General features: G+C 63.5%; 13 protein-coding genes. 7 read left to right on the top strand and 6 right to left on the bottom strand.

Annotated features, from left to right (window positions below):
* Position 1 precedes the first annotated feature (1 nt).
* Positions 2-739, bottom strand: coding sequence for a paraquat-inducible protein A (locus FRZ40_RS14320; protein WP_147234453.1), 738 nt, complete (start codon positions 737-739; stop codon positions 2-4).
* A 406-nt stretch (positions 740-1145) separates the two neighbouring features.
* On the opposite strand from FRZ40_RS14320, the gene FRZ40_RS14325 reads away from it, so the two are divergent.
* The 4 genes from FRZ40_RS14325 (at position 1146) to FRZ40_RS14340 (ending at position 4445) form a co-directional block, all read left to right on the top strand.
* A complete protein-coding gene (locus tag FRZ40_RS14325) occupies positions 1146-1718 on the top strand; it encodes a cytochrome b (RefSeq protein ID WP_028371874.1) in 573 nt (190 codons plus the stop codon).
* Between the two features lie 8 nt (positions 1719-1726).
* Positions 1727-2290 carry a YceI family protein gene (locus FRZ40_RS14330; protein WP_147234454.1) on the top strand — a complete coding sequence of 188 codons (564 nt, stop codon included), beginning with the start codon at positions 1727-1729 and terminating at the stop codon, positions 2288-2290.
* A gap of 52 nt (positions 2291-2342) precedes the next feature.
* A complete protein-coding gene (locus FRZ40_RS14335; protein WP_035545272.1) occupies positions 2343-2912 on the top strand; it encodes a YceI family protein in 570 nt (189 codons plus the stop codon).
* A gap of 255 nt (positions 2913-3167) precedes the next feature.
* Positions 3168-4445, top strand: a complete 1278-nt coding sequence (locus FRZ40_RS14340) for an MFS transporter (RefSeq protein ID WP_147234455.1) — start codon at positions 3168-3170, stop codon at positions 4443-4445.
* 88 nt (positions 4446-4533) lie between these two features.
* On the opposite strand, the gene secF is transcribed toward FRZ40_RS14340, so the two are convergent.
* The 5 genes from secF to queA form a co-directional block, all read right to left on the bottom strand.
* Positions 4534-5484: a protein translocase subunit SecF gene (secF, locus tag FRZ40_RS14345; RefSeq protein ID WP_028371878.1), complete on the bottom strand. Its 951-nt coding sequence runs from the start codon at positions 5482-5484 to the stop codon at positions 4534-4536.
* 18 nt (positions 5485-5502) lie between these two features.
* The gene (gene secD / locus FRZ40_RS14350; protein ID WP_028371879.1) at positions 5503-7548 is read right to left on the bottom strand and encodes a protein translocase subunit SecD; all 2046 of its coding nucleotides are present in this window, start codon (positions 7546-7548) and stop codon (positions 5503-5505) included.
* A 121-nt stretch (positions 7549-7669) separates the two neighbouring features.
* Positions 7670-7999, bottom strand: a complete 330-nt coding sequence (gene yajC / locus FRZ40_RS14355) for a preprotein translocase subunit YajC (protein WP_028371880.1) — start codon at positions 7997-7999, stop codon at positions 7670-7672.
* Positions 8000-8189: 190 nt separating this feature from the next.
* Entirely contained in the window at positions 8190-9383 is a 1194-nt protein-coding gene (tgt, locus tag FRZ40_RS14360; protein WP_028371881.1) for a tRNA guanosine(34) transglycosylase Tgt, read from the bottom strand.
* Positions 9384-9468: 85 nt separating this feature from the next.
* Positions 9469-10530, bottom strand: coding sequence for a tRNA preQ1(34) S-adenosylmethionine ribosyltransferase-isomerase QueA (queA, locus tag FRZ40_RS14365; RefSeq protein ID WP_147234456.1), 1062 nt, complete (start codon positions 10528-10530; stop codon positions 9469-9471).
* Between the two features lie 219 nt (positions 10531-10749).
* Here queA and recG point away from each other — a divergent pair, with 219 nt between their 5' ends.
* From recG to FRZ40_RS45715, 3 genes are all read left to right on the top strand, one after another.
* A complete protein-coding gene (gene recG, locus FRZ40_RS14370) occupies positions 10750-12972 on the top strand; it encodes an ATP-dependent DNA helicase RecG (RefSeq protein WP_147234457.1) in 2223 nt (740 codons plus the stop codon).
* A 124-nt stretch (positions 12973-13096) separates the two neighbouring features.
* Entirely contained in the window at positions 13097-14056 is a 960-nt protein-coding gene (locus FRZ40_RS14375; protein ID WP_028371884.1) for a LysR substrate-binding domain-containing protein, read from the top strand.
* Between the two features lie 163 nt (positions 14057-14219).
* Positions 14220-14351: a hypothetical protein gene (locus FRZ40_RS45715; protein ID WP_275670996.1), complete on the top strand. Its 132-nt coding sequence runs from the start codon at positions 14220-14222 to the stop codon at positions 14349-14351.
* Positions 14352-14394 lie beyond the last annotated feature (43 nt).

A 14394-nucleotide genomic window follows, 5' to 3' on the forward strand; every position in this document is an offset into this window, starting at 1 on the left:
GTCATCCCCGGTGCGGTGCGGCCGGACCATCGACAGCGGGCGCGTTCGAGCCGTTATCGTCGCTGTGGCCGTCATGGCTGTCGTGGGCGCGCGCTTCTTCTTCGCGCGCATGCCGCTCGCGCCGCGCCTGCAGCACGCCGAGCCCTTCGGCGACGTCCCACAGCGTGCGCGGATCGAACGTGACGACCACGGCGAACATCAAGGTGAGCGCGCCGAACGCAAACATCGCGGCCTCGGGAATCACGCGCGCGAGACTCACCATTTTCACCATCGTGACGAGCACGCCGAGCATGAACACTTCGATCATGCCCCACGGCCGCACGAACTGGATGCCGCGCAGCACGGAATTGAAGAAAGGCGGCACGACGCCCGCGCGGATGGGAATCAGCAGATAGAGCAGCGCAAGCAGTTCGGTGAGCGGGAACAGCACGGTCGAGCAGAACACCATGATCGCGACGATCTGCATCTCCTCGTCCCACAGCGCGACGATGGCGCCGAGCAGACTGGTTTGCGACGTGATGCCATTGGTTTCCAGTTCAACGATCGGGAAACCCTGCGCGATCAGAAACGTGATCAGCGCGGCGACCGTCATGGCCGTGATGCCGTCCAGCCGACCCGATGCGCTCCAGTACAGCATCGCGCCGCAGCGCTGGCAGCGCGCGATGCGTCCGCGTCCAAGGCGCGGTTTCTGGAACAGCGCGTCGCATTCGTGACAGGCAATCAGATGGTCATGTTCCATGCAGGCGATCGGGAAATGGGAAGCGATGTTGTCGTCGTGTTTGTGGTCGGCGTATTACGGACTGTTACGCGCGCGGCGCTTCATGGATGTCGGGCATGCGTGCGCGGCGTGGCCTGGCGCAATAGTATCAAAGCTCGCTGCGGTAACGTCTTACAGGTAGGCGCGCGTAAGCCCCGTCAGCGGATGCGGCGCCGGCCCTGCGGGGCGTAGGCCTCGTCTGACAGATGCGGCGCACACGGGTTCGAGCGGCAAGCGCAATTTCCGCGCCGCGCGCAAAGGCGTCAGCCAGTTGCCGCTGCTTGCGGTACGATTGGCGCCGCGCAAGCCGTAGGCGCCGATGCCGGATGCGAGCGGAATAATGGCATCGTCCGGGTCGTTTAACGTTTATGTCGACGTCGGTTCTGTCATGGCACATACCTCTTCGTTTCGTTCATTCTCTGAGCGCGGCTCGTCGTACACATCGACGGCCATTGCGCTGCACTGGCTCATCGCGCTTCTGATCGTCTGCGGTTTCGCGCTCGGCTGGGTGATGACGGGCATCCCCGGCTTCACGCCGACCAAGCTCAAATACTTCTCGTGGCACAAGTGGATCGGCGTGACCGTGTTCGCGCTCGTCATCATCCGCATCCTCTGGCGCGCCACGCACACCGTGCCGCCAATGCCTTCGCACATGCCCGCATGGCAGCGCGGCGTCGCGCACTTGATGCACTTCCTGCTGTACCTGCTGATGGTCGCGATTCCCGTGTCGGGCTATCTGTACAGCTCGGCGGCGAACGTGCCCGTCGTCTATCTCGGGCTCGTGCCGCTGCCGCGTCTGATCGCGCCCGATCCGCATCTGAAGGAAGTGTTGAAGGCCGTGCACATCACGCTCAACTACACGCTGCTTGTGCTCGTCGCGCTGCATGTCGCCGCGGCGCTCAAGCATCAGATTCTCGATCGCGACGGCCTGCTGTCGCGCATGATCCCGTTCCTCAAATAAGGACAAACATGAAGGCATCGTTCTACCGCTACATGCTCGCCGCGTTCGCGGCTGCGTCGCTGGTCGCGTCAGGCGGCGCATTCGCGCAGGTCGACATGGGCAAGAGCACGGTCACGGCCATTTCGAAGCAGATGAACGTGCCCGTCGAAGGCAAGTTCAACAAGTTCACGGCGCAGATCGCGTTCGATCCGTCGAAGACGGCGGCAGGCAGCGCGCAGGTGACGGTCGATACGTCGAGCTACGATCTCGGCGACGAAAGCTACAACGAACAGGTGCGCGGCAAGGAATGGTTCGATTCGAAGACATTCCCGACAGCGACATTCGTGTCGAGCGCGATTGCGCCCGCGGGCAACAACCAGTTCAAGGTAACGGGCAAGCTGACCATGAAAGGCAAGTCGCAGACGGTCGTCGTGCCCGTCACGGTGACGAAGCAGGGCGCTTCGCAGGTTTATGACGGCGCGGTGACCGTCAAGCGCTCGCAGTTCGAGATCGGCACGGGCGAATGGAAAGATACGTCGGTGGTCGCGGACGACGTCACGATCAAGTTCCATATCGTTGCCGCGAGCAAGTGATCCGCGGTTCGTAGCAGTCACGCAGACAGAAAAGGAGAATGAATTGAAACCGATGCTTTTGATTGCGGCTGGCGCGCTGGCGTCGTCGATAGCGGCGGGCGCATTCGCCGCCGATACTTATCAGCTCGATCCCACCCATACCTATCCGAGTTTCGAGGCGGACCACATGGGCGGCGTGTCGACGTGGCGCGGCAAGTTCACGAAAAGCTCGGGCACGGTGACGCTCGACCGCGCGGCGAAGACGGGCACCGTCGAGGTCACGGTCGACACGTCGTCGGTACAGATCGGCAATACCAAGCTCGAAGAGCATCTGCGCTCGCCTGATTTCTTCGATGTCGCGAAGTATCCGACGGCGACCTACAAGGGCACGGCGATCAGGTTCGACGGCGATACGCCCGTGGCCGTCGACGGCCAGCTGACGCTGAAGGGCGTCACGAAGCCGGTCAACCTCAAGATCGAGTCGTTCAAATGCATCCAGCATCCCGTGCTCAAGCGCGAGGTGTGCGGCGTGGAGGCGGCGGGCGAGTTCAACCGCGCAGATTTCGGCATGGACTTCGGCACGAAATACGGGTTCAGCATGAAGACCGTGCTGCATATCCAGGCTGAAGGGATCAAGCAGTAAGCATTGCTGTCCGGCGTTGCCGCAAAAACCGCTTCGTTCGCTGTCGCGACGGAGCGGTTTTTTTATTGGCGTCGGTTCCTGGCGCTTTCACCGCTCGTGCCGGATTAATTTCTGGTACATAGTGAGCGACCACAGACGCCGGATCGGTTGTGCGCGCATCGAATCCGGCACGCTGAAAGGACCGGGCGATTGCTACGTGATCTTCACGCCCGTCGCGACGATAACGACTACCCCGCGCGCACCTGGAGATCCGCAATGAGTTCAACGATAGCCGCGAGCAGGGCGCAGAGCCGTTCCGATACGTGGCGCACGGTGGTGGCCGCGTCCATCGGCAATGCGCTGGAATGGTTCGACCTCGTCGTCTACGGCTTTTTCGCCGTCGTCATTTCGAAGCTGTTTTTTCCGGCAGGCAACGAAACGGTGTCGTTGCTGCTGACGCTCGGCACGTTCGGCGTGTCGTTCTTCATGCGGCCGCTGGGCGCGATCGTGCTCGGCGCGTACGCGGACCGGGCAGGGCGCAAGGCAGCACTGACGCTGTCCATTCTGCTGATGATGATGGGCACGCTGATCATTGCCCTGCTGCCGACGTATCAGTCGATCGGGCTCGCGGCGCCGCTGATTCTCGTCGTCGCGCGTCTGATGCAGGGTTTCTCGGCGGGCGGCGAATTCGGCAGCGCAACGGCCTTTCTCGCCGAGCACGTGCCGGGGCGGCGCGGCTATTTCGCCAGCTGGCAGATCGCGAGCCAGGGCATCACGACGCTGCTCGCCGCGATCTTCGGCGCGGTACTGACGGGGCAGCTTTCGCCTGAGCAACTGAATTCGTGGGGCTGGCGCGTGCCGTTTTTCTTCGGCCTGCTGATCGGACCTGTCGCGTGGTACATCCGCACGAAGCTCGACGAAACGCCCGAATTCCTCGCCGCCGAAACCACGCAAACGCCGATTCGCGATACCTTCGCGACCCAGAAGACGCGTCTCTTCATCGGCATGGGCATTGTCGTGCTCGGCACGGTGGCGACGTACCTCGTGCTCTTCATGCCGACCTACGCGATCAAGCAACTGAAGCTCGCGCCGTCCGTGGCGTTCACGGCGATTTCGCTGGTCGGCATCATCCAGCTGGTGTTTTCGCCGATCGTCGGACATCTGTCAGACCGTCACGGCCGCGTGCGCATCATGCTCGTACCCGCCGTGCTCCTGTTCCTGCTGATCTGCCCGGCTTTCTCGTATCTCGTCGCGCATCCGACGTTCGGCACGCTGCTGGCGATGCAGATCGTGCTCGGCATCCTCATGACCGGCTACTTCGGCGCGCTGCCGGGCCTGCTGTCGGAAATCTTCCCGGTGCAAACGCGCACGACGGGCATGTCGCTCGCCTATAACATCGCGGTGACGATCTTCGGCGGCTTCGGGCCGTTCATCATCGCGTGGCTGATCGACGCGACGGGTTCGAAAATCGCGCCGGGCTTCTATCTGATGCTCGCGGCCGTGGTGAGCGTGATCGCGCTGATCGCGGCGCGGCGCAAGCTCGGCTTTCGCTAGACGTCTTCCGGGGCAGTAAACGACAAAGGCCGGTTCGATTGAACCGGCCTTTTGTCTTGATGCCGTTGATCCTGTCAGACGCTAGCGATCAAACCTGCGCGCCTGCGTTCGGATCGTTCGGATCGTGGCGTTCCTTCTTGTCCTTCAGCAGATCTTCGCGCTTGACGCCGAACCACATCGCGAGCGCCGCCGCGACGAACACCGACGAGTAGATACCGAACAGAATACCGACCGTCAGCGCGAGCGCGAAGTAGTGCAGCGTCGGGCCGCCGAACAGGAACATCGACAGCACCATCATCTGCGTACAGCCGTGCGTGATGATCGTACGCGACATCGTGCTGGTAATAGCGTGGTTGATCACTTCGATCACGCTCATCTTGCGTTCGCGGCGGAAGGTTTCGCGGATCCGGTCGAAGATAACCACGGACTCGTTCACCGAGTAGCCGAGCACGGCCAGCACGGCGGCCAGCACGGAGAGCGAGAACTCCCACTGGAAGAACGCGAAGAAGCCGAGAATGATCACGACGTCGTGCAGGTTGGCGATCACGCCTGCAACTGCGTACTTCCATTCGAAGCGGAACGACAGGTAGATCACGATGCCCGCGACCACGCACGCGAGCGCGAGCAGACCGTCGGTGGCGAGTTCCTTGCCGACCTGCGGACCGACGAACTCGACGCGTTGCAGCTTCGCGTTCGCGTCCTGGCCCTTCAGCGAGGCCATTACCTGATCGCTCTGCTGCGCGGACGTCAAACCTTGCTTGAGCGGCAGACGGATCAGCACGTCGCGCGAGGTGCCGAAGTTCTGCACCTGAGCGTCGCCGTAGCCGATCTTCGTCAGCGTGTCACGCACGGGTTCGAGCGGCACGGCGCCGGGATACTGCACTTCGATCACCGTGCCGCCCGTGAATTCGACGGACAGATGCAGCCCGCGATGCAGCAGGAAAAACACGGCGGCGATGAACGTCAGGAGCGAGATCGCGTTGAAGACCAACGCGCGCTGCATGAACGGAATGTCTTTACGGATGCGGAAAAATTCCATGTTCTCTTTCTCCGGGACTCAGCGGGTCGAACCCGGCTTGTTCGTGCCACCCGGCGCGTTGCGATTGCGCAGCGTCGGTTTGCCCGCGCGGGCTTGCGCGCCCGCCTGAGCCTTGGCCTTGGGCTTCGGCGCCTTCGTCGCGGCGATCTGCGCGGCCGTGTCGGTCTGTTGGTCGGCGTTGTCGAGGTAAGCCGCGGCGCCTTCGGCGGCAGCGGGCTTCCACACCTGGCCGATCGCGAGCGATTGCAGTTTCTTCTTGCCGCCGTACCACACGTTCACAAGACCGCGCGAGAAGAAAACGGCCGAGAACATCGACGTCATGATGCCGATACAGTGCACGACGGCAAAGCCGCGCACCGGACCGGAACCGAACGCGAGCAGCGCGAGGCCGGCGATCAGCGTCGTCACGTTCGAGTCGAGAATCGTCGCCCATGCATGCGCGTAGCCGTTCTGGATGGCCAGCTGCGGCGGCGCGCCGTTGCGCAGTTCTTCGCGCACGCGTTCGTTGATCAGCACGTTCGCGTCGATGGCCATACCGAGCGCCAGCGCGATAGCGGCGATGCCCGGCAAGGTCAGCGTGGCCTGCAGCATCGACAGCACGGCGATCAGGAGCAGCAGGTTCACCGATAGCGCGATCATCGAGATCAGGCCGAACAGCATGTAGTACGCGATCATGAAGGCCGCGATCGCGATGAAGCCGTACACGACGGAATCGAAACCCTTCTTGATGTTGTCCGCGCCGAGGCTCGGGCCGATCGTGCGTTCTTCGATGATGTCCATCGGCGCGGCCAGCGAACCGGCGCGCAGCAGCAGCGCGAGATCCGTCGCGGCCTGCGGCGTCGGCTGGCCAGTGATCTGGAAGCGGTCGCCCAGTTCCGACTGGATCGTCGCGACCGTCAGCACTTCGCCCTTGCCCTTTTCGAACAGCACCATCGCCATCGGCTTGCCGATGTTGTCGCGCGACACGCTGCGCACCGCGCGGCCGCCTGCCGAGTCGAGACGGATGTTGACGGACGGACGCTGATGCTCGTCGAAGCCCGCCGACGCGTCGATGATGCGATCGCCCGTGAAGATCACGGCCTTGCGCAGCAGCACGGGCACGGCGTTGCCTTGCGTGAAGAGTTCGTCGCCGGCGGGAACGGGGTCGGACGGATTCGGATGCAGGCCGTTCGGATCGGCGAGGCGCGCTTCGAGCGTCGCCGTGCGGCCGATGATGTCCTTGGCCTTCGCCGTGTCCTGCACGCCCGGCAGCTCGACGACGATGCGGTCGGAGCCTTGCTGCTGGATCACAGGCTCGGCCACGCCGAGTTCGTTGACGCGGTTATGCAGCGTCGTGATGTTCTGCTTGAGCGCCGCGTCTTCTACCGTCTTCTGGACGGCGGGCGTGAACGTGCCCACCACCTGGACGCCGCCCGCCGGATTCGGCTGCGTCGCCCACTGGAGTTCGGCCACGCCCGTGGCGAGTTGCTTGCGCGCCGATTCCGCGACGTCCTGGTCCGCGAAATTGACCACGACCGACTGACCCGTGCGGTTCACGCCGCCATCGCGGATGCCCTTGTCGCGCAGCAGCGTGCGCGCATCCGATGCGTCGGAATCCAGCTTCTTGTTGAGCGCGCCAGCCATGTCGACCTGCAGCAGGAAGTGCACGCCGCCGCGCAGATCGAGACCGAGATACATGGGCAGCGCGTGCAGCGCCGTCAGCCAGTGCGGCGACGCGCTTTGCAGGTTCAGCGCCACGATGAACTGCGGATCGCTCGGGTCGCTATTGAGCGCCTTTTGCAGCAGATCCTTCACGCGCAGCTGTGTGTCGGTGTCCTTCAGACGCACGCGGATGTTCGCGTTTTGCGTCGAGTTGTCGAACGTGACGTCGTCGGGCTTGATCTGGCTGGATGCGAGCGCCGCTTCGACCTGCGACAGCGTGGTCGAATCGAGCTTCACCGTTGCCTTGCCGCTCGACACCTGCACCGCCGGCGCTTCGCCGAAGAAATTGGGCAGCGTGTACACGAGGCCGATGACTAGCGCCACCAGCATCACGGCATACTTCCAGAGGGGGTAACGATTCATGGGGTGGTCCAACGGGAGGTTGGCTTGAAAGCGATGCGTCCGGCGATGAGCGCGGCGAGCGGAAGCGCCGGTTGGAGGTTCCGCTCGGCGCGAGGCCGCGCCGGACGCAAGAGAGCAGGCCTTACAGCGACTTCAGGGTGCCCTTCGGCAGAATGGTCGTGACGGAGGCCTTCTGCACGGTGATTTCGGTGCCTTCCGCGATTTCGACGCCAACGTAGGCTTCGCCGACCTTCGTCACCTTGCCGACGATGCCGCCGTTCGTCACCACTTCATCGCCCTTCGCCATCGCGGAGAGCATGTTGCGGTGTTCCTTCTGACGCTTCATTTGCGGGCGAATCATGATGAAGTACAACACCGCGAACATCAGAATCAGCGGCAGGAAGCTCATCAGGCTCGATTCGGCGCCACCTGCTGCACTGCCTTGCGCGAAGGCATCGGTAATGAACGACACGTTGGTCTCTCCGTTATAACAATCAAAAAAATCAGCCGGTTATTCTACCACCGGCCATTTGCGGGACGGCACCCGGAACGGGTTTTCCTGACGGGCTGTCAAGGGGTTGATCGGCCGTTCCGAAAGTTAATTGTAATGTCTGGCGCGCTATGTGGGAGGCTCGCTTTTCACGAGCCTGCCGGCGCGCCATTTAACCCTGATCCGTTCCGCGCGCACGATTCTCGTGAAACTGCTTCCTGAACGCGTCGAACATCTGCGCGTCGATGGCGTCGCGCATTTCCTGCATCAGCTCGAGGTAGTAGTGCAGGTTGTGGATCGTGTTCAGTTGCGCGCCCAGAATCTCGCCGACGCGATGCAGATGGTGCAGATAGCCGCGCGTGAAGTTGCGGCAGGTGTAGCAGCCGCATTGTTCGTCGAGCGGGCGCAGCGAGTTCTTGTGCGTCGCGTTGCGGATCTTGATGTCGCCGAAACGCGTGAAGAGCCAGCCGTTGCGCGCGTTGCGCGTCGGCATCACGCAGTCGAACATGTCGACGCCCGCCGCGACGCCCGCCACGAGGTCTTCCGGCGTGCCGACGCCCATCAGGTAATGCGGCTTGTCGGCGGGCAGCTTCGGGCCGATGTGGTTCAGCACGCGCATCATGTCTTCCTTCGGCTCGCCGACGGACAGCCCGCCGATCGCGAGACCGTGGAAACCGATCTCCGACAGACCCGCCAGCGACTCGTCGCGCAGGTCTTCGAACATGCCGCCCTGGACGATGCCGAACAGCGCATTCGGGTTGCCGAGGCGGTTGAATTCGTCGATGGAACGCTTCGCCCAGCGCATCGACATGCGCATCGAATCGGCGGCTTCCTTGTGCGAGGTGGGTACGCCGTTGGTCGCGTAAGGCGTGCATTCGTCGAACTGCATCACGATGTCCGAGTTCAGCACCTTCTGGATCTGCATCGACACTTCCGGCGACAGGAACAGCTTGTCGCCGTTGATCGGCGACGCGAACGTCACGCCGTCCTCAGTGATCTTGCGCAGGTCGCCGAGCGAGAAGACCTGAAAGCCGCCCGAATCGGTGAGGATCGGCCGTTTCCAGCCCATGAAGCCGTGCAGGCCGCCATGCGCCGCGATCGTTTCGAGACCGGGACGCAGCCAGAGGTGGAACGTATTGCCGAGAATGATCTGCGCGCGGATTTCTTCGAGTTCGCGCGGCTGGATCGCCTTGACGGTGCCGTACGTGCCGACGGGCTGGAAGATCGGCGTTTCGACGACGCCGTGATTGAGCGTCAGACGGCCGCGGCGCGCGAGGCCGTCGGTTTTGAGCAGCTCGAATTTCAGGCCGTTTTCGGGGCGAACGTGGTCGCCGAGGTAGGCGCCTTGATGATGACCATCGGTCATGGGTGTGACTCCTGTGCAACCGGAGAACAGTCCGGCGCATTTGATTGAACGCTGCGGGAACGGGATTCCCGCAGCGGGTGAGGGATTATGCGTTCAATGCGTCTTCGCTGCGCGTGAGCAGCATCGCATCGCCGTAGCTGAAGAAGCGGTAGCGCTCTTCGATTGCATGCCGATATGCGGCGCGGATCGTCTCGATGCCCGCGAATGCGGACACCAGCATCAGCAGCGTCGATTTCGGAAGATGGAAATTCGTCACCAGCCGGTCGACCACGCGAAACCTGTAGCCCGGCGTGATGAAAATATCGGTCTCGGCGCTGGTCGCGGCAAGCGGTTTGCCCGCGGCTTCGGCGTCGCGTGCGGCGGCTTCGAGCGCGCGCATCGACGTCGTGCCGACCGCGATCACGCGATTGCCGCGCGCCCTGGTCGCGGCGATCTTGTCCACGAGCGACTGCGGCAACTGATACCACTCGCTATGCATCTTGTGCTCGGCGATATTCTCGACGCGCACCGGCTGGAACGTGCCCGCGCCGACGTGCAGCGTGAGCGTCGCGCGTTCGACACCTTTCGCGTCCAGCCGCGCGAAGATCGAATCGTCGAAATGCAGACCGGCCGTGGGTGCGGCGACGGCGCCCGGATTTTGCGCATACACCGTCTGATAGCGCGTTTCGTCGAACGCGTCGGGATCGTGCTCGATATACGGCGGCAAGGGCAGACGGCCAAACTGCTCGATCAGCGTCAGGCAGTCGTCGGGGAAGTGCAGCGTATAGAACGGCTCGACGCGTTCGCCGACGGTCACGTCGAACGCATCGGCGAGCCGCAGCACGGTGCCCGGCCCCGGGCTCTTGCTCGCGCGGATCTGCGCGAGCGCGGTGCGCTCGCCCGTCAGCCGCTCGACCAGCACCTCGATCTTGCCGCCGCTGGCCTTCTGGCCGAGGAAGCGGGCCTTCAGCACTTTGGTATCGTTGAAGACGAGCAGGTCGCCGGACTCGATACAGTCGGGCAGTTCGGCAAAACGGCGGTCGGTGAATGTCGCGGGCGTGGGCTGGCCGTTCACTTCGAGCAGGCGGCTCGCGCTGCGCTCGGGCAGGGCGATTTGCGCGATCAGCTCGGGCGGCAGGTCGAAATCGAAATCGGAAAGCGTGAACATGCGGACTGACTTGATGCGGTGTGGAACGGTACGAAGCGGAAGCGTCGCCCCGACAGCGCGAAGCCAAGACGGCGGTTGAAGCATCCGCGTCTACGACAGCGCCCTTCGAGCGGCTATGATTGCGGGACATTGCCGCGGCGGCCTTGCGTGCGCACCTGAACCACGCGCGCACTGGCCGCAAAACCTTCTGAAGCCGATATTGTACTTGCGAAGCGACTCATGCCTTTGTCCGATACCCGTTCTCCTCTCGAAACCGACGACGTCAGCGCTCCGAAGAAGCGCCGCGCCGCGCGGAGCAAGGCGGGCGCGGAGGCGGATGCATCCGGCGTGAACGAGGCGCCTCAGGAGGCAAAAAAGCCCGCCGCGAAGAAACCCGCGCTCGCCAAAACAGCTGACAAGCTCGCGAAGCTCGGCCTCACGCGCGATATCGACCTCGTGCTGCATCTGCCTATGCGCTACGAGGACGAAACGTCCCTGACGCCAATCGGCGAATTGCTGCCGGGTGGCACGGAGCAGACGGAAGGCGTCGTGTTCGACAACGAGATCGCGTACCGGCCGCGCCGCCAGTTGCTCGTGAAATTGCGTGACGACGCGGGCGACGAACTGATCCTGCGCTTCCTCAATTTCTACGGCTCGCAGGTCAAGCAGATGTCGGTGGGCGTGCGGCTGCGCGTGCGCGGCGATGTGCGCGGCGGCTTCTTCGGGATGGAGATGGTGCACCCGGCCGTGCGTGTCGTCGACGAAGACACGCCGCTGCCGCAAGCGCTCACGCCCGTGTATCCGAGCACGGCGGGCGTGTCGCAGGCCTATCTGCGCAAGGCGATCGACAACGCACTCGCGCGCACGTCGCTGCCCGAACTGCTGCCGGAGCTCGTCGCAAAGCAATATCTGCAGCCGCTCGAGGTTCCGGAACTGATGGACGCCGTGCGCACGCTGCATCATCCGAACTCGCATTCGGACGAAGCGGCGATGATCGACGGTACGCATCCCGCGTGGACACGCATCAAGTTCGAGGAACTGCTCGCACAGCAGTTGTCGCTCAAGCGCGCGCACGAGGAGCGCCGCACGCGCGCCGCGCCCGCGATGCCGCGCCGCGCCGCCACGGACGAACAATCGCTCGCGACGCGCCTGCTGCAGACGCTGCCTTTCTCGCTGACCAGCGCGCAGCAACGGGTGTGCGGCGAAATTTCGCACGATCTGACGCAGCCCCATCCGATGCAGCGTCTGTTGCAGGGCGATGTCGGCAGCGGCAAGACGGTGGTCGCGGCGCTGGCGGCCGCGCAGGCCATCGATGCCGGTTATCAGGCCGCGATGATGGCGCCGACGGAAATTCTCGCCGAACAGCACGCTCGCAAGCTGCGCGGCTGGCTGGAGCCGCTCGGCGTGACGGTCGCGTGGCTCGCGGGCAGTCTGAAGACGAAGGAAAAGCGCAGCGCGCTCGAAGCCGCCGCGCTCGGCACCGCGCAACTCGTGATCGGCACGCACGCGATCATCCAGGACGCGGTCGAGTTCGCGCGGCTCGGCCTCGTGATCGTCGACGAACAGCATCGCTTCGGCGTCGCGCAACGGCTCGCGCTGCGCGCCAAGGCGCAGAACGCCGCCGACGGCGCGCGCGATTTCCAGCCGCATCAGCTGATGATGTCCGCGACGCCGATTCCCCGCACGCTCGCGATGACGTATTACGCGGACCTCGAAGTGTCCACGATCGACGAACTGCCGCCCGGCCGCACGCCGATCCTGACCAAGCTCGTCTCCGACGCGCGCCGCGACGAAGTGATCGGACGCGTGCGCGAGGCGGCGCTGACGGGGCGCCAGGTGTACTGGGTGTGTCCGCTGATCGAGGAAAGCGAAACGCTGCAACTGCAGACAGCCGTCGAAACCTATGAAACGCTCGTCGCCGCTCTGCCGGAACTGAAGGTCGGGCTCGTGCACGGGCGCCTTACGCCCGTCGAGAAAGCGACCGTGATGGACGCGTTCAGCCGCAACGAAGTGCAGCTGCTCGTCGCGACGACGGTGATCGAAGTGGGCGTCGACGTGCCGAATGCGTCGCTGATGGTGATCGAGCACGCGGAGCGCTTCGGCCTCGCGCAGCTGCATCAGTTGCGCGGGCGGGTCGGGCGCGGCAGTGCGGCGTCCGTGTGCGTGCTGCTGTACACCGGGCCGCTGTCGATGACGGCGCGTGCCCGCCTGCAGACGATGCGCGAAACCACCGACGGCTTTGAAATCGCACGGCGCGACCTCGAAATTCGCGGTCCCGGCGAATTTCTCGGCGCGCGGCAGTCGGGTGCCGCGATGCTGCGTTTCGCGGATCTCGAAAACGACGGCTGGCTCATTGAACCGGCACGCGAAGCGGCGACGATGCTGCTCGCGCAATATCCGAACGTCGTCACGCAACACCTTCTGCGCTGGCTGAATACGCGCGAACAATATTTGAAAGCCTGATGAAACCTGCCGGTGGAAACGCTTTCGCACCGCAGCATGCCTGATTCGGGCTGGAAGGTTGGCGAATTGGCCCCATAGGTGTATAACAGAAACCTATCGAATCTATCGCCCTGATTGGTCCCCAATGACCCTCACAGAACTGAAGTACATCGTCGCGGTAGCGCGCGAGCGCCATTTTGGCCGCGCCGCAGAAGCGTGTTTCGTGAGCCAGCCGACGTTGTCGGTCGCGATCAAGAAGCTCGAAGACGAGCTGAACGTACAGATTTTCGAGCGCGGTACGAGCGAAGTCAGCGTTACGCCGATTGGCGAGCAGATCGTCACCCAGGCGCAACGCGTGCTCGAGCAGACGCTCGCCATCAAGGAAATCGCCAAGCAGGGCAAGGATCCCCTCGTCGGGCCGCTGCGCCTCGGCGTGATCTACACGATCGGGCCGTATCTGCTGCCCACGCTCGTCAAGCAGATGATCAAGCGCGTCCCGCAGATGCCGCTGATGCTGCAGGAAAACTACACGCTCAAGCTGATCGAATTGCTGAAGCAGGGTGAAATCGACGTCGCGATCATGGCGCTGCCGTTTCCGGAAACGGGCCTGATGCTGCGTCCGCTGTACGACGAGCCGTTTGTGGTCGCGTTGCCGTCGGGCCATGCGTGGGAGTCGCGCAACAAGATCGATCCGGGCGATCTCAAGCAGGAAACCATGCTGCTGCTCGGCAGCGGCCATTGCTTCCGCGATCACGTGCTCGGCGTGTGTCCGGAACTGATGCGCTTCTCGCAGAACGCGGACGGCATCCAGAAGACGTTCGAGGGGTCGTCGCTGGAAACGATCCGGCATATGGTCGCGAGCGGCGTCGGCATTACAGTGCTGCCGCGCATGTCGGTGCATGAAGTGAAGCCGCACGCGGGCGGCGTCGATTCGGGCCTGCTCAGCTACGTGCCATTCGACGATCCCGTGCCGGATCGCCGCGTCGTGCTGGCCTGGCGCAAGAGCTTCACGCGGATGCCCGCCATCGACGCAATCTGCGATGCAATCGCCGCCTGCGATCTGCCCGGCGTGAGGAAGCTCGATCTGCCGGCTGCCGTCAACTAAACGCCGTTTTGGCGGCGCATCGTCCGATGCGCCGCTCGCCGCTTTCCACGTGAGGCGGCACCTATCGAATATATAAAATTAATCAAATCGCAGTATTCGATAGTTTTTAATAAGATTTCCTCCATGGATCCACCGCGATCCACCACGACAAACCGGAGGAATCATGCAGCCATCCACGTCTTCGCTGTTCCCGTCAGTTTCCTCATCGTCGCAGCAAACGGCTGCCGCCAGCAGCGCGTCCAGCTTCAGGACGGTTGCGTTTTCACTGCTCGTCGATCGCGCGCTGTCCGCCTGAACGCGCCACTCGTTTCTCATCGAACCCATCCCACGCTACGAAC

It is taken from the genome of Paraburkholderia azotifigens (genome assembly GCF_007995085.1).
Lineage (GTDB): Bacteria > Pseudomonadota > Gammaproteobacteria > Burkholderiales > Burkholderiaceae > Paraburkholderia > Paraburkholderia azotifigens.

What these genes read in the sequence shown, in the direction of transcription:
- FRZ40_RS14320 (WP_147234453.1), bottom strand. Translation starts at nt 739, where the DNA reads ATGGAACATGACCATCTGATTGCCTGTCACGAATGCGACGCGCTGTTC.
- FRZ40_RS45715 (WP_275670996.1), top strand. Translation starts at nt 14,220, where the DNA reads ATGCAGCCATCCACGTCTTCGCTGTTCCCGTCAGTTTCCTCATCGTCG.
- FRZ40_RS14330 (WP_147234454.1), top strand. Translation starts at nt 1,727, where the DNA reads ATGAAGGCATCGTTCTACCGCTACATGCTCGCCGCGTTCGCGGCTGCG.
- FRZ40_RS14375 (WP_028371884.1), top strand. Translation starts at nt 13,097, where the DNA reads ATGACCCTCACAGAACTGAAGTACATCGTCGCGGTAGCGCGCGAGCGC.
- secF (WP_028371878.1), bottom strand. Translation starts at nt 5,484, where the DNA reads ATGGAATTTTTCCGCATCCGTAAAGACATTCCGTTCATGCAGCGCGCG.
- FRZ40_RS14335 (WP_035545272.1), top strand. Translation starts at nt 2,343, where the DNA reads ATGCTTTTGATTGCGGCTGGCGCGCTGGCGTCGTCGATAGCGGCGGGC.
- secD (WP_028371879.1), bottom strand. Translation starts at nt 7,548, where the DNA reads ATGAATCGTTACCCCCTCTGGAAGTATGCCGTGATGCTGGTGGCGCTA.
- queA (WP_147234456.1), bottom strand. Translation starts at nt 10,530, where the DNA reads ATGTTCACGCTTTCCGATTTCGATTTCGACCTGCCGCCCGAGCTGATC.
- FRZ40_RS14325 (WP_028371874.1), top strand. Translation starts at nt 1,146, where the DNA reads ATGGCACATACCTCTTCGTTTCGTTCATTCTCTGAGCGCGGCTCGTCG.
- tgt (WP_028371881.1), bottom strand. Translation starts at nt 9,383, where the DNA reads ATGACCGATGGTCATCATCAAGGCGCCTACCTCGGCGACCACGTTCGC.
- FRZ40_RS14340 (WP_147234455.1), top strand. Translation starts at nt 3,168, where the DNA reads ATGAGTTCAACGATAGCCGCGAGCAGGGCGCAGAGCCGTTCCGATACG.
- recG (WP_147234457.1), top strand. Translation starts at nt 10,750, where the DNA reads ATGCCTTTGTCCGATACCCGTTCTCCTCTCGAAACCGACGACGTCAGC.